The 23,914-nt window shown below is 46.8% G+C and carries 16 protein-coding genes; 5 read left to right on the top strand and 11 right to left on the bottom strand.

Translation table 11 applies throughout. From position 1 onward, the window contains the following. Window positions 1-31 precede the first annotated feature (31 nt). Window positions 32-829, top strand: a complete 798-nt coding sequence (locus OM978_RS04555) for a response regulator (protein ID WP_264345723.1) — start codon at window positions 32-34, stop codon at window positions 827-829. Window positions 830-868: 39 nt separating this feature from the next. Here the strand turns inward: OM978_RS04555 and OM978_RS04550 are convergent, their stop codons facing one another. From OM978_RS04550 to OM978_RS04535, 4 genes are all read right to left on the bottom strand, one after another. Further along, window positions 869-2,542: a M28 family metallopeptidase gene (locus tag OM978_RS04550; protein ID WP_264345722.1), complete on the bottom strand. Its 1,674-nt coding sequence runs from the start codon at window positions 2,540-2,542 to the stop codon at window positions 869-871. Between the two features lie 42 nt (window positions 2,543-2,584). Beyond that, entirely contained in the window at window positions 2,585-3,883 is a 1,299-nt protein-coding gene (locus OM978_RS04545) for an amidohydrolase family protein (RefSeq protein ID WP_264345721.1), read from the bottom strand. Between the two features lie 11 nt (window positions 3,884-3,894). Then, a complete protein-coding gene (locus OM978_RS04540; RefSeq protein ID WP_264345720.1) occupies window positions 3,895-6,978 on the bottom strand; it encodes an amidohydrolase family protein in 3,084 nt (1,027 codons plus the stop codon). Between the two features lie 87 nt (window positions 6,979-7,065). Continuing rightward, the gene (locus tag OM978_RS04535; RefSeq protein WP_264345719.1) at window positions 7,066-10,059 is read right to left on the bottom strand and encodes an EAL domain-containing protein; all 2,994 of its coding nucleotides are present in this window, start codon (window positions 10,057-10,059) and stop codon (window positions 7,066-7,068) included. Window positions 10,060-10,166: 107 nt separating this feature from the next. On the opposite strand from OM978_RS04535, the gene OM978_RS04530 reads away from it, so the two are divergent. Beyond that, window positions 10,167-10,619: a c-type cytochrome gene (locus OM978_RS04530; RefSeq protein WP_264345718.1), complete on the top strand. Its 453-nt coding sequence runs from the start codon at window positions 10,167-10,169 to the stop codon at window positions 10,617-10,619. A 96-nt stretch (window positions 10,620-10,715) separates the two neighbouring features. On the opposite strand, the gene OM978_RS04525 is transcribed toward OM978_RS04530, so the two are convergent. Beyond that, the gene (locus OM978_RS04525) at window positions 10,716-11,357 is read right to left on the bottom strand and encodes a cytochrome b/b6 domain-containing protein (protein ID WP_264345717.1); all 642 of its coding nucleotides are present in this window, start codon (window positions 11,355-11,357) and stop codon (window positions 10,716-10,718) included. Between the two features lie 60 nt (window positions 11,358-11,417). Here OM978_RS04525 and OM978_RS04520 point away from each other — a divergent pair, with 60 nt between their 5' ends. Continuing rightward, window positions 11,418-13,769 (top strand): penicillin acylase family protein, encoded by a 2,352-nt coding sequence (locus OM978_RS04520; protein WP_264345716.1) that lies wholly within the window; start codon window positions 11,418-11,420, stop codon window positions 13,767-13,769. 167 nt (window positions 13,770-13,936) lie between these two features. Continuing rightward, a complete protein-coding gene (locus OM978_RS04515; protein WP_264345715.1) occupies window positions 13,937-15,103 on the top strand; it encodes a chorismate mutase in 1,167 nt (388 codons plus the stop codon). On the opposite strand, the gene OM978_RS04510 is transcribed toward OM978_RS04515, so the two are convergent. Further along, a complete protein-coding gene (locus OM978_RS04510) occupies window positions 15,098-16,504 on the bottom strand; it encodes an MBL fold metallo-hydrolase RNA specificity domain-containing protein (RefSeq protein ID WP_264345714.1) in 1,407 nt (468 codons plus the stop codon). The genes OM978_RS04515 and OM978_RS04510 overlap by 6 nt on opposite strands. A 128-nt stretch (window positions 16,505-16,632) precedes the next feature. On the opposite strand from OM978_RS04510, the gene OM978_RS04505 reads away from it, so the two are divergent. Continuing rightward, complete coding sequence (locus OM978_RS04505) at window positions 16,633-17,511, top strand: TIGR00730 family Rossman fold protein (protein WP_264345713.1); 879 nt, start codon at window positions 16,633-16,635, stop codon at window positions 17,509-17,511. An 87-nt stretch (window positions 17,512-17,598) separates the two neighbouring features. Here the strand turns inward: OM978_RS04505 and OM978_RS04500 are convergent, their stop codons facing one another. From OM978_RS04500 to OM978_RS04480, 5 genes are all read right to left on the bottom strand, one after another. Continuing rightward, window positions 17,599-19,866 carry an arginine/lysine/ornithine decarboxylase gene (locus tag OM978_RS04500; RefSeq protein ID WP_264345712.1) on the bottom strand — a complete coding sequence of 756 codons (2,268 nt, stop codon included), beginning with the start codon at window positions 19,864-19,866 and terminating at the stop codon, window positions 17,599-17,601. 302 nt (window positions 19,867-20,168) lie between these two features. Continuing rightward, complete coding sequence (locus OM978_RS04495) at window positions 20,169-20,375, bottom strand: hypothetical protein (protein ID WP_264345711.1); 207 nt, start codon at window positions 20,373-20,375, stop codon at window positions 20,169-20,171. 135 nt (window positions 20,376-20,510) lie between these two features. After that, window positions 20,511-21,209: a monofunctional biosynthetic peptidoglycan transglycosylase gene (mtgA, locus tag OM978_RS04490; RefSeq protein ID WP_264345710.1), complete on the bottom strand. Its 699-nt coding sequence runs from the start codon at window positions 21,207-21,209 to the stop codon at window positions 20,511-20,513. A gap of 234 nt (window positions 21,210-21,443) precedes the next feature. Further along, the gene (gene tyrA, locus OM978_RS04485) at window positions 21,444-22,598 is read right to left on the bottom strand and encodes a bifunctional chorismate mutase/prephenate dehydrogenase (protein ID WP_264345709.1); all 1,155 of its coding nucleotides are present in this window, start codon (window positions 22,596-22,598) and stop codon (window positions 21,444-21,446) included. A 9-nt stretch (window positions 22,599-22,607) separates the two neighbouring features. Beyond that, window positions 22,608-23,702, bottom strand: coding sequence for a 3-deoxy-7-phosphoheptulonate synthase (locus tag OM978_RS04480; RefSeq protein ID WP_264345708.1), 1,095 nt, complete (start codon window positions 23,700-23,702; stop codon window positions 22,608-22,610). Window positions 23,703-23,914 lie beyond the last annotated feature (212 nt).

Raw genomic sequence — 23,914 nt, 5'->3', positions numbered from 1 at the left:
TTTATACCCAAGTGGATTAAGCGAGCGTCTGATGCAACAACTCTCCCCTTCTGACTTATCTATTCTGCTGATTGAGCCTTCTGATGTTCAACGCAAAATAATTATCAAGCAATTGGCCGAAGAAGGCGCAACCCAGGTCAGTACTGCAGACAGCATTGCAACAGCTATGCTGCAGCTCAAACAGCATAAAGCCGATCTGGTGATCAGCAGTTTATACTTTGAACAAGGCACCAGTCTGGAACTGCTGGCAAAGCTGAAAAACGATACAGATTTAGCCGAAGTACCTTTTGTACTGATTTCCTCTGAAACAAAAAAAGCCCAGCTGGAGCAATTTAAGCAATCTGGTGTAGTGGCGATTTTACCTAAACCTTTTAATTCTGTGCAGTTGGGCAAAGCCTTAAATGCAGCGATAGACCTGTTAAGTCCGGCCGAACTGGAACTGAGTTTATTTGACGTGCACGATGTGCGGGTGCTGGTGGTGGACGATAGTCGTCTGGCCCGTAACCATATTAAACGTGTACTGCAGAACCTGGGCATTCAGCATTTAACTGAAGCCGAAGACGGACAACAAGCCATTGAGCTACTGCAAAACAACATGTTTGATTTGGTCGTGACCGATTTTAATATGCCGGAAGTGAACGGTCAGGAGCTGACTCAGTATATCCGTGAACACAGCCAGCAAAGCCATATTCCGGTCTTGATGGTCACCAGCGAAGCCAACGAATCTCATCTGGCCAATATTGCTCAGTCTGGTGTGAATGCCTTATGTGACAAGCCGTTTGAACCAGAAACAGTACGGGCTTTATTAAGCCGTATTATGGAACACTAGAGGGAAGAAGGGTCAGAGTGCAAGCTCTGACCCATTAGATTACTTCTGTTGGTTGTAGTCTTTGCCAAAAATCTTGCCAAAGAAGCTGTCTTTTAACCAGACTGGACGCTGTGGATTATTCGCCACTTCAGTGGTAATACCATAATTGATGTCAGCAAAGGTGGCACCAGCATCGTAACGGATAGCGCCAAAGTCAGCAGTTAAACCCGCCTTATCATCAGTCGGCTTGTGGTAATGCTTGGCAAAAAACTTACCCCAGACTTCGCCGCCTTTTTGCTTTGGATCTTTAGAGGTAAAACCTGTCATCAGGAATACTGATGGCACACCTTGCTGCACTAGAGTGTAGTGGTCTGAACGGGTAAAAATGGCCTGTTCTGGCATTGGATCCGGACTCTGCTTAATACCCACTGCAGCAGCGGCTGTATCGACTGTGGCGCCTAAACTGGAATGGTTGGCACCAAAAGCCACTATATCAGCAAAAGGATACAACAACACCGGCATATCGATATTGACGTTAGCCACCAGTTTGTCGATAGGACGGGTTGGGTTATGAGCAAAATAGTCAGCACCCAATAAGCCTTTTTCTTCCCCTGTCACAGCAACAAATAAGATAGAACGTTTTGGCCGTTCTGCCTGCTGAGCGAATAAACGCGCAGTTTCCAGCATAATGCTGACACCAGCGGCGTTATCCATCAGACCATTGTTAATTTTATCTTTGCTGCGCACATCGTTGGAAAAACCAATGTGATCCGAGTGAGCTGTCACCACCACATATTCATCTTTAAGCTTTGGATCTGAACCAGGTAATACCGCAGCCACGTTCGGGCTGGTAATATCTTCAGTCGTTGATTCACGTTTTAAATTGACCGTACCTTCCAACGCAAAACCTGTTGGCACCTTTTCTGCGGCTAAGTCAGCAAAAATGTCGTCCAAAGAACGGCTGGCTCCTGCAAATAATACTTTGGCGGCATCCGGGTGCAGATAAGCAGAACCTGTTAAAGACTCAAACTCACCTTCAGCTGTGCCATCTTTATGTAACCAGCGCATACGTGGGCTGGTCAGATACATCAGGCTATTGGCATAAGGCCGGACTTTTTCTTCTGATGGGGTATGCAGAGTGATCACACCTACAGCACCACGTTCAGCTGCATTTTCTGCTTTTAAACTTTGGATATGAGCTGCTTCTTCGCTAGGCAACGACTTAGGGCGGCCGCTCAACATCACAACTATTTTGCCTTTGACATCCAGATTAGCGTAATCGTCCAGATTAAATTCTTTCGACACCAAGCCGTAACCGACAAACACCAAAGGCGCAGTCACATCAACTTTGGCGTGCGAAATACTAGGGCCAGTAAAAAACTGTTTTGGATAAGCAAAGTCGGTCGTTTTGCCATTTTTTGTCAATGACATTTTGGCACTGCTTTGCACCAACAAGGCTTTGCGCATAGGTACAGACTGGAAATAGCCCTGCTCACCTGCAGGTTCTAAACCTAAACCCGCCAGCTGAGTCGCAATATAATTAGCAGCAATTTGATGGCCACGGCTGCCTGTATCGCGGCCTTCCAGACTATCATCACCTAAAAACGTCATATGAGCTTCAATAGCTTGAGCGCTGGCTTTTGGCTGCACAACTGCAGAGGAGGGAGTCGTGGTACTTTGACAACCCGCCAGCATCAACACGGCGGATAACGCACTGACTGACATCAGTTTCATAAATTTTCCTTAAAAAATTCAGGGGCTTTCGCCCCTGCTTACTTAGTTTTTAGCCTGATAACGCTGCTGATATTTATCATGTAATTGTTTATGTCGGCTGTTCAAGTCCACAGCACGGCCATCAATCCACATATATCGAACTTTGTGCCCCAGATAATCAAAAATATCACCATCAGACACAACCAGAGTGGCAGCTTTACCCACTTCTATGCTACCGATTTTATCAGCTACACCAGCAATTGCCGCGGCATCAAGTGTAACAGAACGTAACGCCTGCTCCGGGCTTAAGCCATAGCTGATAGCTTGTCCTGCGGCAAATACCACATTACGGGTATCCCAATAGCCATCCAGTGATAACGCAAACTTCACACCTGCTTTAGCCAATTGGGCAGGGGTCTGAAACGACTGGCTGGTGGCTTCGTCTGCACGTTCAGGAATGCCATAAGGTGAGGTATAAATCACGGAGACATTAGCTGCCGCAAGCTGTGGCGCAATACGCCATGCATCACGACCTCCCACTATAGTCAAAGCAAAACCATACTGCTGGGCAAACTTCATGGCTTGTTCAATCTGACGCTCGTCATTGGCATGCACAAAGACTGGCAATTCACCTTTAAATACCGGGATCATCGCCTGCCAGCGTGAGTCCACAGGCAGTTTTACGCCTTTACCCACAGCGTCAGCATAAGCTTTGGCCGTTTTGAAATAGCCTTCCAGCTCTGACATAGCTTTCTGACTGGCTTTACGAATGTCTTCCGGTTTTTGTGGACGCCATGGGTTTGACATCACATCAGCACGTGGCCATTTGATATGCAAAGCCACTGAATCAACCACTGTGGCATCTTTCCAGTTCCAGGCATCCAATTGCATCAGTGCGGACTGGCCCATAATGAGAGAGCCATTTGGATACACCAGGCTATAACTAAAACCATTGGCACGAATAGTAGGGACCACTTCAGAATCAGCGTTGTAAGCGACCACAGCTTTAACATCAGGGTTGGTATTGGTAACTTCGGTCGTGTCGTCGGTAGAACGCACAGCTTCTATTTCAGTTAAACCCAGCTGATTGGCTAAAGCGACCAGGCCAGGGTAAAGTTGTTTGCCTTGTAAAGACAACACTTGTGCACCAGCAGGCACGGCTAAATCAGTGCCTATAGCACTAATTTTACCGTCCACCAGTAAGACGTCAGTGTCTTTTAATACGCCATTGGTCACTGTATGCACAGTCGCATCCTGTAATAGGATGGCTTGCGCTTGTTTAGGCGCCGGCGCTATATCATTGGCCTGTGCCGTTAAGCTCAGCGCCGCAGTCACCAGTAAAAAAAGTTTTGAGAATTTCATTGATGACTCCATTAATGCTGGTGATCAAAAGCAAGAGATAACACGTCATGGTTATCTTCACAGTGCCAAACCGGGTTGTTGGCTTTGTAGGACGCGCCAGAACCTGCTTTTTCGTCATCAGAAGATTGCAACACCTTCTGGATCAACTGTTGTCTTTCACTTGCGACTTGCTGTTGAAGTTGCTCGTCCGTCGTCAGTTGATAATAAGGCGCACCTTCAATCCAGGTTTGTTGGGCACGGGCGTACACAGACAATGGATGGGCAGACCATAGAACGAAGTCGGCTTGCTTGCCTTCTTCCACTGAACCTACTTTGGCATCAATTTTTAACTGTTTCGCTGGATTAATAGTCACCATATTCAGTGCTTGTTGCTCATCCATGCCACAGTAGACTACTGATTTAGCAGCTTCCTGATTCAGGCGACGTTGTAAATCCGGGCTATCAGAGTTGACGCTGACCAAAACACCTTGTTGTTGCATTAAACAAACGTTGGTTGGAATAGCATCCTGTACTTCCATTTTATAAGCCCACCAGTCAGCAAAACTGGACGCGCTGGCACCGTGTGCTTTCATCTCGTCTGCCACTTTGTAGCCTTCCAGAATGTGCGTGAAGGTGGTGATGTTAAAGCCCATCTCGTCGGCTAATTTGATAATCATCAGAATTTCAGAGGCAACATAAGAGTGCACATGGATAAAACGTTCTTTATCTAAAATTTCAACCAGAGCTTTTAAACGGTAGTCCACTCGTGGCGGCGCAGTTTTGCTTTGCTCTGAGCCGGATAAATCATCGTATTCAGCCCACTGTGCTTTATATTCTTTCGCAGCCTGGAAGGCATCACGGATGATGGTATCGACACCGCTACGGGTTTGTGGGTAACGGGTGACAAAGTCTTCCCCCCAGTTGGACTGTTTGACGTTTTCACCTAACGCAAACTTGATGCTTTCTGGTGCGCCTTTAAATTTCAACTGGTCTGAAGTATCTCCCCAGCGCAGCTGGATAATTTGCGCCTGACCGCCAATAGGGTTGGCGCTGCCGTGCAACAACTGAGCTGTAGTAGTACCACCAGCTAAACCGCGGTAAATATTAATATCGTCCGCATCTAATACATCGCCGATACGCACTTCTGAGGTGACAGCATCTGAGCCTTCGTTCACCCCCTGATCAATGGCGATATGCGAGTGCTCGTCGATAATACCGGCCGTTAAGTGCATGCCTGTGGCATCAATCACTGTAAAGCCTGATGGTGTGGATAAGTTTTTGCCAATTTTGACAAACTCACCGTCTTCCACCAGCACATCGGTATTTTCTAACTTACCTGCTTTAGCTGAAGTCCAGACTGTGGCATTTTTAATATGCACATTTTGCTGCCTTGCTTTTTCAATCACACCAAAAGCCCGGTTAGGTGTGGTTAGTTTTGACATTAACACTGGTTTTTCGTCAGCTTTTTTCTTATCAGCTTTGGCAACCAGAGGTTGTTGCAGGCTGCTGATGGTAAGAGTATTGCCTTCTGCGGTCACTAACTTGCCTTGCAAAGTCTTGCCTTTAAGTTCGCCGCTAAACTGTGCTACACCAGAGCCCTGCCCCAGAGCTTTTAAATCCACTGTAAACTGCAGCTGATTTTTTTGCACAGCCACATGGTTCAGCTTGCTGGTTTTATCACCCAGTTTCACCGAACCTTCGACTGAGCCTTTTTTGTCCGTCAGCTCTAATGGCAAGCTGCTGCCATTCACAGCAAGCTGATAAGTGCCGGCAAACACGGGTAAATCCATAGCTTTAAATTGCTGTTGCTGACCACGAACCCAGGTCGCCACTATTTCGCCGTCAGCAAATAAATCGCCTTTACTAACCACTAAATCGGCTTGATAGCCCACAGCAATTTTACCAATCTGGCTATCCATACCCAACCATTTGGCAGGTTCAGTAGTCAGTGCTGCTAAAGCTTTTTGCTGGCTTAAGCCGTAAGACACAGCTTTGCGCAGGTTTGGCCAGAATTGCTCTGGTTTTTCCAGTTTATGCAGAGTCAGAGCGAAAGGCACTTTTGCTTGCTCTAATACCGCAGCATTGGATGGTGCTCTTTCCCAGTGACGCAATTGGGCCAGTTCGACATCCAATTGATCATTCAGTTGCTGCACAGCAGGAGCTGCTGGGAAAGCTAAGGGTAAAATCAGCGGCCGGCCTGTGGCTTTCACTTGATCAATCCGGCTGTATTCGTAACCCGATGCCACCAGTGTTGCTTTATCTAAACCAAACTCTTTTAGCACTTTATCGGCACGTAACAAGGCCTGATCGTCTGTGGCTTCAAAAACTACACCTTGTGTTTTTAACTGGCTTAATGCCGCTAAATCGGCATTAAACTCAATGGCCTGATTGTAGAAACGCCAGTTGCCTTTACCATAAGCCTGACTGTACCAGTTGGCATCCGCTAAGGTCTGACGAATAAGGGCGATGCTGCCCATTAAAGAGGATGGATAACTTTGTACTGAAGTACCTTTGCTAAAGGCCATAAACTGGTTGGCCTGAGCTCGCATTACCGCCTCATTGGGTAAACCTGGCAATAAGGAAGTCACAAAAGCCTGACCGCGGAAAATACCGTCAAAGCGAGCGGATTGTACTGTGGTAAAGCCCTGTTGCTGATAGCTTTTTGCTTGTTCAGCGTTAGGTTTAAATTCGTTTACCCACTGCTGGCGGGCATGAATGGCAGCATTGCTGGCATTGCCACCTTTGCGATCGTTGGTGTAATTCGGCTTGCGGCCAAATTCAAAGCCATTGCCTTTTTCGGCTTTAGGCAAACCGTATTGGCTGTATAAATCGATAAAACCCGGATAAATAAAATAACCACTGGCGTCTATGGTCTGATAACCGGCAGGCACATCAGCTTTGTTTTGTATTTTGCTTATTTTGCCGTTGTTAATCAGTACTGTGGCGTTGTCCAGACGTTTACCTGGTTCTGTGATGACAGTAGCATTAGTCAAAGCGTATAACTGTGGAGATTTATCGCGTATGCCTTGTACCGGCGTGGTTTGATCCGCCGAAGCTGCAGGCAATAGCGCGCAAAGCATTGCCGTACTGCACAAGGACAGTCTTAGTTTGATCATGGATGTTTCCTGGTTTTATTGGGGCTTTGCCCGGTAAACTGTATGAGAAAAAGCATGCAGTATAGCGGGCTTAGTCCCAACAGCAGGTTACGGTGAAGCAGCCCCTATTAGTAATGGTTGATAACTCAGGTTATATAAATCCTGCTCTGCCCTTGGCATGCTGAAGTAATAACCTTGGACCAGGTAGCAAGCGTTGTTTTTTAAGAATTCAACCTGTTCAATGGTTTCGACGCCTTCAGCCACCACACGCAAGTTCATTTTTTGTGCCATCGCAATAATGGCCGCCACTATGTCCATGTCGTTGGTGTCAGCCGGAATATCTTTGACAAAAGAACGGTCAATTTTCAGCTCGTCTACCGGGAATCGCTTTAAATAACTCAGCGATGAATAGCCTGTACCAAAGTCGTCAATAGATAAAGTCACCCCCAGTCCTTTTAACTCATTTAACTGGGCAATAGCCGCATCAGTGTCGCCCATAAGCATAGACTCGGTAATTTCGAAAATAAGTTTATCTGGTTGAGCACCAGTACGTTGCAGCACCCGCTCCACCACCTCAGTAAGGTTTTGATCGGTAAATTGCCGCGCCGACAGGTTGATAGAAATAGTGACATTGTGACCACGAGACTGCTGGCGACTGATAAAACGACAGGCTTCCCAGATAATCCATTCGCCAATTTCGACAATCAACCCTGTGCTCTCAGCGACCGGAATAAAGCGTAGCGGTGGGATCATCGAGCCATCAGGCCGGATCCAACGCAATAAGGCTTCGTACCCTATTACCACATCAGTACGGATATCTATTTTTGGCTGGTAATACAACACAAACTGATGCTCACGTATGGCTTCACGCAACTGGTTTTCAATTTGCAGTTTCTCTTTGGCCGCTTCATTTAAATCCTGGCTGAAGAAGTGGTAGGTGTTGCGGCCTCGTGCCTTAGCTTCATACATAGCCAGGTCCGCATGCTTGAGCAGTAGTTCTTCATCAGCCGCATCTTCAGGCGCTATGGTGATACCAATACTGGCGCTGATAGCAACTTCCTGTCCGGTCAATTTCACCGGCGCTGCAAAACTTTGCTGCAGGTTCTCTGCAATAAGCGCAGCCTGAGTCCTGTCTTTAATGCCACTTAAAATCACGGCAAACTCGTCACCGCCTAAACGGGCAATAGTGTCTTCTTCCCGTAAACGACTAATTAACCTGCGGGCCACTTCTTTCAGTAATTCATCACCGGCGTCATGGCCAAGCGTGTCGTTAATGCGCTTAAATTCATCCAAATCAAAATACAGCAAGGCAAAGTGGTAATAACCACGGGAGGACATAGCTATGGCTTTACGTAACTGGTCACGGAAATAACTACGGTTGGCAAGGCCAGTTAACATGTCGTAATAAGCCAGCTGTTCCATTTTGCGCTGACTTTCTTTGATAAAAGAAATGTCCTGCATGGCACAAACATAATTACTGATATCGCCTTTTTCGTCCCGGATAGGCGCTATCGCCAAAGACACCCAAAGTTTACGCAGTACATGCTGCAGCAACATATCGCCACGCCAATGATGGCGCTCCTGCAGGGTTTGTGATATTTCTTCGCCAACAAAAAACATCTCAGCAGCAAACAACGAAGACAATGGCTTTTGCATCATCTGTTCGGCTGTGCAACCCATCAGTTCCAGCATAAAAGGATTCACATATTCGATATGTAAATCTTTGTCCGTTATTAAAATGCCTGAACTGGAAAAAGCCACAGCTTTCGTCAACTTACGTGTGGCTCGTTCTGCCTCTTCTTTTTCACCAATGCGGGTATTTAAACCAGAGATTAACTGGTGGATCTCCTCAGCCATGCCATTAAAAGCTCTGTTGAGCATGCCAATTTCATCGTCGTTTTGATCAAGGGCTATCTGCTGCAAATCTCCACGACTAATACGTTGCACCGCCGAAGATAAACGGGTTAAGCGTTTTAAAATAAACTGGTAAATGAAAAACTGCAGCGACAAAGCCACCACAGCTGCAACAGCCAGGAATATCAACATCACATTATCGCGAAAATCTTCCAGGCCACTCATCACGGCTTGTTTATCCTGATATAAGGTCAGGTACCAACTTAAACGTTCAACTTTGGCGGCTGAAACCAGATAGTTGGCTAAATCAGCCTGCAGCGCATCTTGCGATGTTGGGTTGGTTGTTACTTGTTGAATAAATGCGGCAAGTTCTGGTCGTCTTGGTGTTACTGAACTGTAATGGGCATCAAAGTTTTGCTGTTTGGAGCTTTGAACCGGTGCTGGTTTTTTGCCATCCAGCAATAAATTACCTTGTAGATCAAACAACATACTGCGTAAGCCATTCGAAGATTGCTCTATAGCGGCAAGGTCCAAAAACAACTCATCGAGAACGTAGTCACTGGCCGTTACCCCCAGAAATTCGTCACCGGCATAGACAGGGATCACCAGGCTGGTCATCCATTTTTGCCAGATAGGGTCGTAATAAATAGGCGTCCAGCGTGGCAGGCGACTTGGGTTTTGTTCTGGAGTGGCAATGTCAAAAAAGATATCTTTGGTAAAATCATGAGTGACAGGCACTTCAAGCGCCCAGTCTGCAGGCGCTATGCGTATCAGGCCTTGCTTAGAAATAAAATAAAAATTGAAAAACTCTTCCAGCATTAACGGTGCTAACTGCTGCCACAATTCTTCAGTTTGCGATAACCAGGCCGCTTGCTGAGCATCCAATTTGGCATGAGGAATAAAAGCGGCGGATAAATCATCCTGACTACGTACACTGCCATCAACCTGTATAGCTGGCGGTGGTGGCGCAGAAACAACAGCTTTAGTTAAATAACGCACCACAATGTTGTTGGCGCTGATGGCCTTTTTTTCACGGGTTAAAAAGTCAGCATCCAGTTCGCGGGCGTATTTTTCAGATTGCAGCTCTAATTCATGTTTTTCCTGTTCAATCAGTACATTTTGTTGCAGCATCAAGACTGCATAAGCAATAGCAGCACCTGCAACTACGGTCAGCATAAAAACCAGCAGCGCAAACTTAATGCTAAGGGAATTCATACCTGTAGGTTTGTGAAAATTGACTTCCTTCACATGATTTCCTGAATTGACAGCGACGGGGTTCAGTTGTAATGCTAATGTGACACACAAAAGCATCAAACCATTATTGCATCAAAATCAAACAAATGAGAATTAAGCCAATGAAAAATCTGTTTATCTTTCTATCTTTGGGTTTGTCTTCTGCCGCAGCTCTTGCAGGCAGCGCCTTTACCGACGCCGAAGACTCTGTGACCTACCGCCAGCATAGCTTTCAATTAATCCGGCATAACTTCATGGATTTAAGTGACATGATGCGCGGCAAAGTGCCTTTTGATGCAAAACGTGCTGAAAAACGGGCTGACGCTCTGGCCGCACTGACCACATTACCGTGGGAAGCCTTTGAAGTACCGGGTGCTGACAAAATAAAAAGTGAAGCAAAAGCGGAGATCTGGAAAAACCTGCAGGATTTCCAGAAAAAAGCCGGGCAATTTCAATCTGATGCTTTAGCGTTACAAGCTGCAGCAAAAACTGGCGATCAGGCGACCATCAAACCAGCTTTTGGTAACTTTGCCAAAAACTGCAAAGGCTGTCACGAACAATACAAAGCTGATTGAGATCCTTCGTAGCAGGTGGAGAGAAACCCTATCTGAGATTGGATTGCAATTTTAGACGGGCGGGTACAAGACCCGCCCCTACGCCGCCGTTACCTCTCACCACTGCTGATACAAAGCCATACCTTGCCAGAGCGCAAAACCCCCGGCAAAAACCAGCGCCAGCAGTACATACCAAAATGTTGATTTCACTGCAGGTTGCTCTGCTTCGGTTTCAAACTTGCCATGCAACATAGCGCCTAAAACGCCATCTTTTTTGAAGCCATGAAAAAGCGCTGCCACTATATGCACTGCAATCAGTGCCAGCAGCAGATTAAAATTATTATGATGAAACCAGGAAGCAAACGAGGACCAGTCAGAGGATACCGCACTATACAAAGGGCCTTCGGTCATCACGTCGTCCGTCGTCATTAAGCCGGACATAAACTGCAAGGCTAATAACAACATCAACGTCAGACTCATATAACCGGATAAGCCCCTGTGTCCTATGCCGTGTTTGGCTTTATTCCACATTCGCAGCAGCTGAGCCGGACTTTGCAGAAAATGACTAAAACGAGCCGTCTCACTGCCAACAAAACCCCAAACAAGACGGCTGATTAAAAGTGCAGCTAACGAATACGCCAAAATCTGATGCACTACCAAATATCCCTGCTCAGCGGTAAACCACAAACCGGCCAGTAACAGCAGCTGACTCCAGTGGTAAATACGAATGGCTTTATCCCATAACTGAATCACTTTCATCTTTTCATCGTCCTCTATTATGATAAGTTATTGATTTTACCCCATTGGAAGCAAAAACCTATGCTTTGGTTCAAACGGATTTCTGTTGGTTTACTAGTGCTGATACTGCTTGTGGCTGGCTTTTTATACTTTGCACTGCGTAGTAGCTTACCGCTGTATGAAGGTGAATTGCCCTCAGAAGTCAGCCAAAGCGTCGAGATCGGCCGGGATGCTCAGGGTTATGCCAGCGTCAAAGGGCAAAACCGGAATGATGTGGCTTATGCCTTAGGTTTTGTGCATGCGCAGGAACGTTTTTTCCAGATGGATTTGCTGCGCCGTAATGCCTCTGGTGAGTTGTCCGAACTTTTTGGCGAAATGGCGCTGGAGTTGGATAAAAAACGTCGCATCCACAGGTTCAGAGCCAAAGCCGAACGGGGTTTTACCGCTTTACCTTCAGAGCAAAAGTTACTATTGCAGCGTTATACCGCAGGAGTGAATGCAGGTCTGGCTGAATTGGGCTGGCCTCCTTTTGAATACGGTTTATTGGCGCAAACACCTCGCAATTGGGTTGAAGCAGATTCTTTTTTAGTGCTGTACAGCATGTATCTGGATTTACAGGGTGCTGAAGGCAAAGACGAATTAGCTATGGGGCTGGTGCAACAAAAATTACCCCAAGACTGGTACGACTTTTTATTTCAGCACAGCCCTGACTGGCAAGCCGCTATGGATGACAGCAAAGTCAGTCTGACGCCTATGCCTAAATCCAGCTACCCAGCCGTATTAGCAGGACAAAAAACTGCCTGTGCTGACTGCAGCTTGCATGACAGCACAGACATCGGCAGTAATAACTTTGCTGTATCCGGCAAAAGAACAGCAGATGGTCGCGCTATTCTGGCGGACGATATGCATCTGGGTATTCGTGTGCCGGGCACCTGGTTTAAAGCTCAGCTGAAATGGATGGAGAATGGTGAAGCTTTTGAAGTTGCAGGCGTCAGCTTACCGGGCACACCAGCCATAGTAGCAGGCAGTAATGGTCATATAGCCTGGGGCTTTACGAATAGCACCGCAGATTGGTCTGATGTGATAGCGCTAAAACTGGATGAGAAAGGCGAGAAATACCAAACCGCTGACGGCTGGCAAGAGTTTAGTTATCAGAATGAGGTCATTAAAGTCAAAGGCCAGCCCGATGAATTAGTACTGCAAAAAGAAACCATCTGGGGTCCGGTATTAACCCCTCCTTTTCAGAATTATGCCTACCGCTGGGTGGCGCATGATACCCAGGGTGCCAATTTTAATTTGCTGACGCTGGAGAAAAGCAAAGGCGTAAAAGAGACCCTGAAACTGGCCGCCAGCGCCGGAGTTCCAGCCCAAAACCTGTTGGTTGCAGATAAAGATGGAGCTATTGGCTGGACTTTAATTGGCGCTTTACCCGATCGCAAAGTGCAGCAAATGGATAGCCCTCAAGACTGGAGCAATGGCCAGAATAACTGGACCGGCTATTTGACACAAAGTGCCTACCCGCAAATTTATCAGCCACAATCCGGTCAGCTCTGGACAGCGAACAGCAGAATGATAGGCGGTAAAGATCTGCAGTTGATTGGTAATGGCAGTTACGACTTAGGTGCCCGTGGTCAACAAATCCGTGATGCATTAACGGCAACCTCACAACACAACGAACAAAGTCTGCATGCCATTCAGTTGGACCATCGCGCCTTGATGCTGGCTCGCTGGCAACAACTGTTGCTTGATACTGTGCTGACCAAAGACTTTGTGGCAGAACATCAGTTGGAATCTTATCTGGACTACGTGATGAAAGACGCCAGCCAAGCCAGTATAGGCTCTGTTGGTTATTCACTGGTTCGTAATTTTCGCACTACCACTCTGGAGCTGATTTTTGCCCCTTTAACAGCCATGCTGGAGCAAAACAAGTTATCAGGCAGGGATTTAAAGTTTTCGCTGGAAACCGCAGGCTGGCAAATGCTCCAGCAGCAGCGCACAGATACTCTGCCTGCTGATTTCAGCTCGTGGCGTACCTTATTGCAACAAGCTGTGCTGCAAAGCAAACAAAAGCTGGAAACCAATTATGGCAGTTTAGCCAACGCCAGTTGGGGCAACATCAATCAAAGCGCTATAGTGCATCCACTTTCAGCTGCAGTACCCTTTTTCGGCGACTGGTTGAATATGCCTGCTATGCCGATGAATGGCGACAGCCATATGCCACGGGTGCAAAACAAAGTGCATGGCCAGTCGGAGCGTATGGTGGTGTCTCCAGGCAAAGAAGCCGAAGGTATTTTAGTGATCCCAGCAGGTCAGTCTGGGCATCCGTTATCGCCATTTTATGATGCCGACCACGACTTCTGGTTAAAGGAGCAGCCTCTGGGCTTTTTGCCTAGTGAGCAAAAATACTTGATGAAGTTGCAACCTAAAGCTTGACTTTAGACGTCCAGACTTACTATTGTGGTGGCCATGAAACAAATTCAGATCGCACGCTTTTTTCGCCTCTTTACCACCCCAACGGGGAGGCGGTAAGTCGCGCGCGCGTGATAAACCAAAAAACCTCCCACCATCGGGAGGTTTTTTTTAGCTTAAAGGACGCTTTTATGAGCATAGATTTAGACCACATTCGCCAGCAGATCAGCAGTACAGATAAAGACTTGCTGCAATTGTTGGCCACCCGACGCCAGCTCGCCTTAAGCGTAGCCGATGCCAAACTGGCACAAAACAAACCTATTCGCGATCAGAAACGGGAAGAAGAGTTGCTGGTGTCACTGATTGAACGTGGCAAAACACTAGGCCTGGACGCTCAGTACGTCACTAAAATTTACCATGTGATTATTGAAGACTCAGTGCTGCAGCAGCAAGCCAAAGTGCAAGGGCAACTGAATGGCGACAATGGTCCTGTCTGTCGTGTCGCCTTTTTAGGCCGTCAGGGTTCATACAGCTACTGGGCCACTCAAAAGTACTTCACGCGCCGTGCTGAAAAGCTGATTGAAATTGGCTGTGATAGTTTTAACGAAATAGTGCAGGCGGTAGAAACAGGTCATGCCGACTATGCAGTGTTGCCTATCGAAAACACCTCATCCGGTAGTATCAACGAAGTCTACGACTTGCTGCAGCACACCCGTTTGTCGATAGTCGGCGAACTGACCCACCCTATCGAACACTGTTTGTTGGGAGTGGAAGGCACAGAATTGAGTAAAATCCGTCAGATTTGCGCTCACCCTCAGGTCATAGCCCAGTGCAGTAATTATTTACAAGGCTTATCCAACGTTAAAATTGAATACTGTGATGCTTCCTCTGATGCCTTTGAGCGGGTGCGTAAAGCTCAGGATAAATCTGTAGTGGCTATTGGCGGTGAAGAAGGTGGCAAGTTGTATGGTTTAGAAGTGTTAGGCCGCGGTTTAGCCAACCAAAAAGACAACGCCAGTCGTTTTATTGTGGTGGCGCGCAAAGCTATTAATGTAGCGAAAGCCATACCAGCAAAAACCACTTTTATTATGTACACAGGCCAGCAGCCCGGCGCTTTAGTCGATGCCTTAACAGTGCTGAAACAACACGGCATCAGCATGGGTAAACTGGAATCACGCCCTATTCCTGGCAATCCATGGGAAGAGATGTTTTATGTTGATGTATTTGCCAATTTAGGCGATTACGCCATGACCCGCGCTTTGGATGAACTGAACCGCATCACCCGTTTTGTCAAAGTATTGGGCTGCTATCCAAGTGAAGATGTCAGCCCAACAGTAGTGACGCAACGACCCTTATAGTTTAATTTGCTGACCTTTTTCGGCAATCTGGCAATGCAGACCGTAGTCCATCATACGGCTCTGCAGCGCCTGCTGAGCTTTAGGTTCTCCGTGCACCAGATAAAATCGTGGCTGGCCGCCAATCATTCTGGCCCAGCCTACTAACTCATCCTGACCAGCGTGAGCGGAAAATCCACCTATGGTATGGACTGTGGCTTTGACTGCTATATTCTGCCCAAACAACTTCACCCGCTTTTCGCCATCGACCAGTCGACGACCTAAAGTACCTTTGGCCTGAAAACCGACAAAAATCAGATGATTGCTACTTTTCCATAAGTTGTGTTTTAAATGATGCACAATACGGCCCCCATTACACATGCCAGAACCTGCAATGACAATAGCACCGCCACTGACCCGGTTTAATGCCATCGATTCTTCCATACTGGACGCAAGGCGCAAGATAGGCAAAAAGGATTGCAAGTCACGGGCGCCATATCCCTGCAGCACTTTGGTGTCTTTGCGATCAAACTCAGCCATCAGCTCGCTGTAGATTTTGGTGATCTCTATCGCCATAGGACTGTCCAGCACCACCATTTTTTGTTTCAACCGGCCTTGATGGTACAAAAGCCCAAGGTAATACAATATTTCCTGACTACGGCCCAAAGCAAAAGCCGGAATAAACACATTGCCGCCTGCTTTATGTGCTTCTTCCAGCGCAGTAGCAAATTCTTCTAAAGTGTTTTGTAATGGCTGGTGGTTGCGATCGCCATAGGTACTTTCCATCAGCACCAGATCAGCCGTTTTCACCGGGCTTGGATCTGGCATCAGCACTGTAGCAGGGTTACCCAAATCACCGGAAAATACCAACTGACGCATCGCCTTGCCTTGCTTGATTGCAAGCTGCACTATGGCAGAACCAAGAATATGACCCGCATCCAAAAACTCCAGCTCCAGCCCTTCACAGACTGTGACTTTTTGCTTGTACCCTACCGGATGACAGCACTCCAACACCAGCTCTACATCCTGTACCGCCATGACTGGATCCAGCAGCTTTTTACCTTGTCGTGCCAACTGCTTGTTTTGCCATTCCAGATCTTTTAAATACAGATGCACTGAATCTTTTAATAACACGCCCAGCAATAAGGCCGTGCCCTGAGTACAATAAATTTTGCCCTGAAAGCCTTTAGCCACCAGCAATGGCAATAAACCACTATGGTCTATATGAGCGTGCGACAAAATCACGTAGTCGATATCTTTGGGGCGAAAGGCAAAACGGAATTTATTCCATTCGGTGATTTGGTTTTCGCCCTGAGTCATGCCACAGTCCAGCAAAATTTGTTGGTCTTGCAGCTTCAACAGATAACAAGAGCCTGTGACCTGCTCTGCGGCCCCTAAAAAGGTTAAACTGGCATCTAATGGCATAAAGCGTTCTCCTCTTGTCCTGTTCTATCTATGTTATAGCTGAACTGAAGTGTTAAAAGATTGGCCTATATCAACAATGTGTTAGCTTATGTGGGTATATATAGATTTAAGATCTGAGGAGCATCTTTATGTCTGGTGACATCCCCCTGTATCAACGCCATCTGAGTTCTGCCCGAGAAGCGACAGAACAGCAAAGTCAGGATTTACTTGAGCATCCATCCTATCGACTCGCTTTTGCGGACAATGACTTTTTAATGCAGGACGAATTACGGCATGTGCGTTTACAACTGGAGTATTTAAAACCCCAGCTGATCCTCGAACAAAATCAAATTAAAGCCACAGTGGTAGTCTTTGGCAGCGCCCGCTTTGTATCGCGTCAACAGGCTGAACAAATGGTGGCCGAAGCCAGGACTCAATTGGCGCAATACCCTGAAGCTTTGGAACTGCAGCAAAAGCTCAAAGTGGCGGAGCGTCAGCTCAAAAACAGTGCCTATTATGAAGCTGCGGCGCAGTTTTCACGTATTGTGACAGAGCATAGCCAAAGCTGCCCTGATACTTCCTTGATGATTATCAGCGGTGGGGGCCCTGGTGTCATGGAAGCAGCGAACAAAGGCGCCTATCAGGCGGGCGGTCAAAGTATTGGCCTGAACATAGTGCTGCCGCACGAGCAAAAACCCAACCCTTATATCACGCCCCAATTTTGCTTTCGGTTCCACTATTTTGCCATTCGCAAAATGCACTTTTTACAACGTGCACGGGCTTTAGTCGCCTTCCCTGGTGGTTTTGGTACTTTGGATGAGCTGTTCGAAACCCTGACGTTATTGCAAACCGGCAAAGCCAATACAGTGCCTGTGATCCTGTATGACAAAAACTTTTGGAGCCGTTTGATTAACTTTGACCTGCTGGTCGAGGAAGGACTGATCAGAGCGGAAGATATGCAGCTGATCCAGTTTGTCGATACACCGGAACAAGCCTGGCAAGCGATTTGCCATTGTTATCAGTTATAGCTAGGGGTCAGAGGTATCAGCTCTGACCCGCAAATCAGGTCTCAAAATTCAATATGAGGGTCAGAGCCAAGGCTCTGACCCTGTGACTTATTGAGCCTTTACGCAATCAACAAAGTATTCTTTTTTACCGTTACGTTCTTCACAAACCAGACCATGAATATAGGTCTCGAAGCCTGGGAAAGAACCATTAAATTCGCGGGCGAATTTCAGGTAATCCACAATGATGGTATTAAACACTTCACCCGGCACCAACAGTGGGATACCTGGTGGGTAAGGTGTTAACATCACGGCGGTAATGCGGCCTATCAGATCATCCAGCGGCACCCGATCCAGCTCTTTATGTGCCATAGCGGCAAAAGCTTTGGATGGTTTCATGGCTGGTACCAGCTCAGACAAATACATCTCAGTGGTCATCTTAGCGACGTTGTTTTCACGGTAAATCTGGTGAATTTGGTCACATAAATCTTTTAAGCCAATACGTTCGTACTGTGGGTACTTGGCGATAAACTCAGGCAATACCCGCCACAGAGGGGCGTTTTTATCGTAATCGTCTTTAAACTGCTGCAGCGCTGTCACCATGGTATTCCAGCGGCCTTTGGTTATGCCGATGGTGAACATAATGAAGAACGAGTACAGACCGGTTTTTTCAATGACGACACCGTGTTCAGACAAGTATTTAGCTACGATAGCAGCCGGAATACCTGAATCATCAAAGTCGCCGTCTACGTTTAAACCAGGCGTTAAAATGGTCGCTTTGATTGGGTCGAGCAGGTTAAAACCTTCGGCAATATCACCGAAACCATGCCAGCTTTCACCCGCTTTTAACATCCAGGCATCGCGGTGATCCAGACCTTCGTCTGTTAAATCATCCGGCCCCCACACCTTGAACCACCAGTCATCACCGTATTCGTCGTCCACTTTACGCATAGCACGACGGAATTCTAAAGCTTCGTCCAGTGACTCTTCCACTAAGGCTGTACCACCTGGCGCTTCCATCATGGCAGCAGCCACGTCACAGGAGGCGATAATGGCGTACTGTGGACTGGTTGAGGTATGCATCAGGTAGGCTTCGTTAAACAAATGCTGATCCAGCTTGTTCTGTTTCGCGTCCTGCACCAGGATTTGTGATGCCTGTGAAATACCGGCCAACAGTTTGTGCGTCGACTGAGTCGAGAACACCATCGAAGTTTCACAACGCGGACGGCCTTCACCTATGGCATGGTAGTCACCATAAAAATCGTGGAAAGCTGCATGAGGTAACCAGGCTTCATCAAAGTGCAGAGTTTCGATTTCGCCGTCGAGCATCGACTTAATTTCTTCGACGTTATACAAGACGCCATCATAAGTCGACTGAGTAATAGTCAAAACCCGTGGTTTAACATCTGGATTTTGTTCCAGTTTCTCACGGCAGAATGGGTTTGCCATCATCTTCTTACGGATAGTTGCAGGTTCAAACTCACTACGTGGAATAGGACCAATGATGCCGTAATGGTTGCGCGTTGGCATTAAGAACACCGGCACAGCGCCCGTCATCATAATGGCGTGCAAAATAGATTTATGGCAGTTACGGTCAACAACCACTATGTCACCCGGAGCTACTGTGGAGTTCCAGACAATTTTGTTGGAGGTTGACGTGCCGTTGGTCACAAAAAATAAATGGTCGGCGTTAAAAATACGAGCGGCATTGCGCTCAGAAGCTGCTACAGGACCAGTGTGATCCAGCAACTGACCTAATTCATCGACCGCGTTACAGACATCAGCACGTAACATGTTTTCACCAAAAAACTGGTGGAACATCTGACCTACAGGCGATTTTAAAAAGGCAACACCACCTGAGTGTCCAGGACAGTGCCAGGAGTACGAACCATCTTGTGCATAGTTGGTTAAAGCACGGAAAAACGGTGGAGCCAGGGTATCTAAATAACTTTTGGCTTCACGGATAATATGCCGCGCCACAAACTCTGGCGTGTCTTCGTGCATATGAATAAAACCATGCAGTTCACGCAAAATGGCATTAGGGATATGGCGAGAAGTGCGGGTTTCACCGTACAGATAAATTGGAATATCCGGATTGCGATGACGGATTTTATCAACAAAACCTTTCAGGTTTTCCAGCACCGATTGGCTGTCTTCCACAGAGCCACCACCAAATTCTTCGTCATCAATAGACAAAATAAAACCAGCGGCCCGGCTTTGTTGTTGAGCAAAAGAGGTCAGGTCACCATAACTGGTATAACCCACTACATCCATGCCTTCGGCTTCAATAGCTGCAGCCAGTTCACGAATTCCTGAACCACTGGTATTTTCGGTTCTGAAATCTTCATCAATGATGATCAGAGGAAAGTAAAAACGCATGGAGTACCCCAAGCCGGTTAAAAGTGCGCAAAGGATACTTTATTTTGCAGAAAATTCCTCTAATCCGACCTGTTTTTCCTGCATAAAAATCAGAAATTACCCAAATCAGTTAAAAATATCAGTTGAATACGTATTCACCAGAGCAGAAGCGCTGAGTGTCACAGAACTGACACAGCTTTTGAGCATCTTAGCTGTGGCTGCAGTAAGACGCAGCTCTATTCCTGTTCTATACCTTGCGATTCAGGGACTGCATGCAGTCCCTGCTTTTTTGCATTTTTATCTTTGTAAAAAAGATCTGAAGCTCAGATGCTGGAGTATTCTGAGCCAGCCACTGAGTGTTGTTCAGTGCTATAACCCGCCTCAAGCAGTAAATCCATCAACTCATCCTCACAGACACCGACAAACCTCAGATGCTGCATAGCTTCTTCCGTGCTTTTGCCTTGCTGCAAATCTGCCTGGATAGTTTTTATATGCACAGAGCGCATAAATTCAGATGTTCTTTTGCCCATGATCAAACTCCGCTTCAACTCTTCAGTTGCGGCAGATCCTAAACAGCCTGAGCAAAGTTTGCATCGAAAAAGCGTTAAAAATCAGAAATCTTCATCGAAGAGTCACACGAAAGTCATGAAAAAGTCATACTAGATTTAATTATCAGCAAACCGCTGCTCTATCGGGGCTAATTGCCTCATTTGTTTTAAAATCCATTGCTGGCGTTTATAGACATAAGGCGAAGGACTTTGTACTTTAAAGCGCAATGGATTAGGCAAAACAGCGGCTAGCAGCGCAGCCTGATGACGACTCAAGGTGCTGGCAGGACGCTTAAAAAACTTCTGGGCGGCGGCTTCGACACCAAAAATACCAGGACCAAACTCCACACTGTTTAAATAGACTTCTAAAATGCGTTCTTTGCCCCAGGTCAGCTCAATCAAACCGGTAAAGACCAGCTCCAGTCCTTTGCGAAACCAGCTACGACCTGTCCATAAAAATACATTTTTTGCCGTTTGTTGACTGATAGTAGAAGCGCCACGCACTTTCCGGCCTTTACTGTTGTATTCCAATGCCTTTTCAATAGCAACTGTATCAAAACCATAATGATCAGGAAACTTTTGATCTTCAGCAGCAACAACAGCTTGTTTCATCGCGTCGGAAATTTGCTCAAAAGGCACCCAGTCATGTTGCAACTCATAACTCTTATGATTATTCCACAGCGCCTGAATTTGCCGTTCAATCATCACACCTGTGACAGGCACTGGCATAAAAGCAAACAGCAGCACCAAGCTTAATGCCAGAATAATCAGGTATTTTACAATGCTCAGCAGCTTACGAAACCAAAGTGAAATCAATGACTTTCCAGATAGATAAAAGTGTTCATCAGATTTGAGTGTAAAGCGCGGTAAGGAAATGAGCCAGCTTTAGTTGCTGTATACCCTTCCCACTTGAAGCCGCAGCATTGTTGGCTGCGCTACTCGCCCCAATCGCATAGTGTATCTATGCTCATGGGGTCTCGCTCGCTTGCCGCCGCACTGCAACTCCAATTGCTTTGGGTATATAACCGAAAGTACTTGAGGAAATACACTTTAACTGCGTTCATCCGAAGCTTTTTGTAACAAACGGCGGCTTTCCTGCAAAAACTGATCAGCCAAGGGTCCAAAAAACTGCTGGCCTTTCGCAAACTCCGCCATTAAACCTGCTTTATCCCGCGCAGCGAGCAAGTGTGATAATTGATTAAAACGGTGCTGATAACGTTGCAATAAACCTGTGACTGCACTGGATGACAACATAATGTCAGCGTAAAGCTCAGCATTTTGTGCAAAGAGTCTGCCTACCATCGCCAGTTCCAGCCGGTAAATAGGGGAACTCAATTCCAGCAACTGCTGCAAATCTGCCTGCTCTTCTGCCAAATGCACGCCGTAGACTAAAGAGCTGAAATGGCGCATTGCCTGAATAAGCTGCATCAGTTCATCATGCTGCTGCGCAGATTTTTCTGTCAGTACAGCGCCCCAGACTTTGAATTGTTGAATAAGCCACTGGTACTTTTCAGCATCGCGGCCATGACTGACCACAACGACTTGCTTGGCTATATTGCTGATGTCAGGGCCAAACATAGGGTGTAACCCCACCACAGCAGCACTGTGTTTCGCCAACATAGCGCTCAAAGGCCCGGTTTTGGTACTGGTTAAATCGGCAAGTACAGTATCGGTGTCCAATTCAGGCAACTGCGCTATCACCTGTTCAGTCACAGCTATAGGCACCGCAATCAGCACTAAAGCCGCACCTTGCACCATATCTTTCGCCTGATGCCAGTTATCTTGCTCCAGCACTTCAACCAGATAACCAGAGCGTCGGAATAAGCTGACAAAACGTTGGCCTAAAGCTCCGGCACCACCCACTACCACGACTTTATCGCCTGATGTTCGACAGCATACAAAACCTGCTTCCTGAGTCTGGTAAGACTCACGCATCACACGGCGTAATACATCTTCAATTAAATCAGCTGAGACACCAGCCTCTTCAGCCTGCTGGCGACGTGCTTTAATCAAAGCCTGTTCACGTTCAGGCACATACAAAGGCAAAGCAAACTGCTGCTTTACCCGCCCTACTTCTGCCGTGACAGCCGCTCTTTTGGCCAATAACTCGACCAGTTGACTGTCGAGTTGATCAATCTGCTGACGCAACGGCAGCAAAGCTGCCATAGGGTCTTGTATGTTCAGTGCGCTTACTACATCATTCATCTGTCGTTCTCAGGCTGCAACTTCACGTGATGATTGTTCTGATGGTTCTTCTGCCGACTCCAGTGACGAGAGCTGTTGATTCAGATCCGCCAATAAACCTGCAGTACTAGCCCAGTCAATACAAGCATCAGTTACAGATACACCATAGAGCTCAGCTTTGCCATCCACTAAATCCTGCCGACCCGCATGAATATGGCTTTCCAGCATAATGCCAATAATGGCTTTATTGCCTTTGACGCGCTGCTCAATCACCGACTGAGCGACAAGACCTTGTCTGTTGTGATCTTTACTGGAGTTGCCATGACTGCAGTCAATCACCAAGCCTTCAGGTAAACCGTGTTTACGCAGCGCTGCTAAAGCCGCCTGTACACTGTCTTCGTCGTAATTAGGTTTGGTGCCACCGCGTAAAATCACATGACCATCCGGGTTGCCGGCAGTTTGTACCAAAGACACCTGGCCTTTTTGGTTAATACCAATAAAACTGTGACCGCTGGCAGCTGATTGCAGCGCATTAAGCGCAATATTTAAATTACCATCTGTGCCATTTTTAAAACCGACCGGCATTGATAAACCGCTGGCCATTTCACGGTGAGTTTGCGACTCCACGGTGCGAGCTCCGACTGCAGCCCAGCTGATTAAATCAGATAAATACTGTGGACTGATTGGATCTAAAGCTTCGGTTGCCGCAGGTAGCTCCATCTCGACTAAATCCAGTAGCAAACGCCGACCTTTGGTTAATCCCGTTTCCAGATCAAAGGAGTCATCCAGATGCGGATCATTGATAAAACCTTTCCAGCCAACTGTAGTGCGGGGTTTTTCAAAGTACACCCGCATCACAATGTACAAGGTATCTTTGTATTGCAGTTGCAGCTGTTTCAGACGGCGGGCGTAATCCATAGCGGATACAGGATCGTGAATAGAACATGGACCTGTAATCACTAACAGACGTGGATCGCGGCCATGCACTATATCGGCGATTTCCTGGCGGGATTTCTGTATGAAGTCAGAACCTGCACCGGATAAAGGTAAAGCCTGCTTTAACACAGCGGGCGGGCTTAATAACTGCTCCGAAACTATACGTAAATCGTCAACAATCTTGCTCATTTCAATGCTCCTGTTTGCATCATGCGTTGCCAAAGCGCCGGTTTTACTTGATAAATGCAAGCAGAACACCAGTAAACTTATATTTACAACACGTATTTAATTAATTACGAATTTGGACATATTAAAAACCAATTACTGGCAAGTCAACCTTTAAAGCCAAACAAATAAAGGAACATACCCAAAATTCACGAAACACAAAAAAGTAAACATTT

This window comes from Rheinheimera sp. MM224, from assembly GCF_947090785.1.
In the GTDB taxonomy this organism is placed as follows: domain Bacteria; phylum Pseudomonadota; class Gammaproteobacteria; order Enterobacterales; family Alteromonadaceae; genus Pararheinheimera.
Note: the sequence above shows the minus strand (reverse complement) of the source record. Positions and strands in the feature narration are given on the sequence as shown.

Coding starts and splice junctions, on each gene's coding strand:
- tyrA (WP_264345709.1), bottom strand. CDS start 22,598: ATGAATGATGTAGTAAGCGCACTGAACATACAAGACCCTATGGCAGCT.
- OM978_RS04500 (WP_264345712.1), bottom strand. CDS start 19,866: ATGCGTTTTTACTTTCCTCTGATCATCATTGATGAAGATTTCAGAACC.
- OM978_RS04505 (WP_264345713.1), top strand. CDS start 16,633: ATGTCTGGTGACATCCCCCTGTATCAACGCCATCTGAGTTCTGCCCGA.
- OM978_RS04510 (WP_264345714.1), bottom strand. CDS start 16,504: ATGCCATTAGATGCCAGTTTAACCTTTTTAGGGGCCGCAGAGCAGGTC.
- OM978_RS04495 (WP_264345711.1), bottom strand. CDS start 20,375: ATGGGCAAAAGAACATCTGAATTTATGCGCTCTGTGCATATAAAAACT.
- OM978_RS04550 (WP_264345722.1), bottom strand. CDS start 2,542: ATGAAACTGATGTCAGTCAGTGCGTTATCCGCCGTGTTGATGCTGGCG.
- OM978_RS04515 (WP_264345715.1), top strand. CDS start 13,937: ATGAGCATAGATTTAGACCACATTCGCCAGCAGATCAGCAGTACAGAT.
- OM978_RS04530 (WP_264345718.1), top strand. CDS start 10,167: ATGAAAAATCTGTTTATCTTTCTATCTTTGGGTTTGTCTTCTGCCGCA.
- OM978_RS04540 (WP_264345720.1), bottom strand. CDS start 6,978: ATGATCAAACTAAGACTGTCCTTGTGCAGTACGGCAATGCTTTGCGCG.
- OM978_RS04545 (WP_264345721.1), bottom strand. CDS start 3,883: ATGAAATTCTCAAAACTTTTTTTACTGGTGACTGCGGCGCTGAGCTTA.
- OM978_RS04555 (WP_264345723.1), top strand. CDS start 32: ATGCAACAACTCTCCCCTTCTGACTTATCTATTCTGCTGATTGAGCCT.
- OM978_RS04480 (WP_264345708.1), bottom strand. CDS start 23,702: ATGAGCAAGATTGTTGACGATTTACGTATAGTTTCGGAGCAGTTATTA.
- OM978_RS04525 (WP_264345717.1), bottom strand. CDS start 11,357: ATGAAAGTGATTCAGTTATGGGATAAAGCCATTCGTATTTACCACTGG.
- OM978_RS04520 (WP_264345716.1), top strand. CDS start 11,418: ATGCTTTGGTTCAAACGGATTTCTGTTGGTTTACTAGTGCTGATACTG.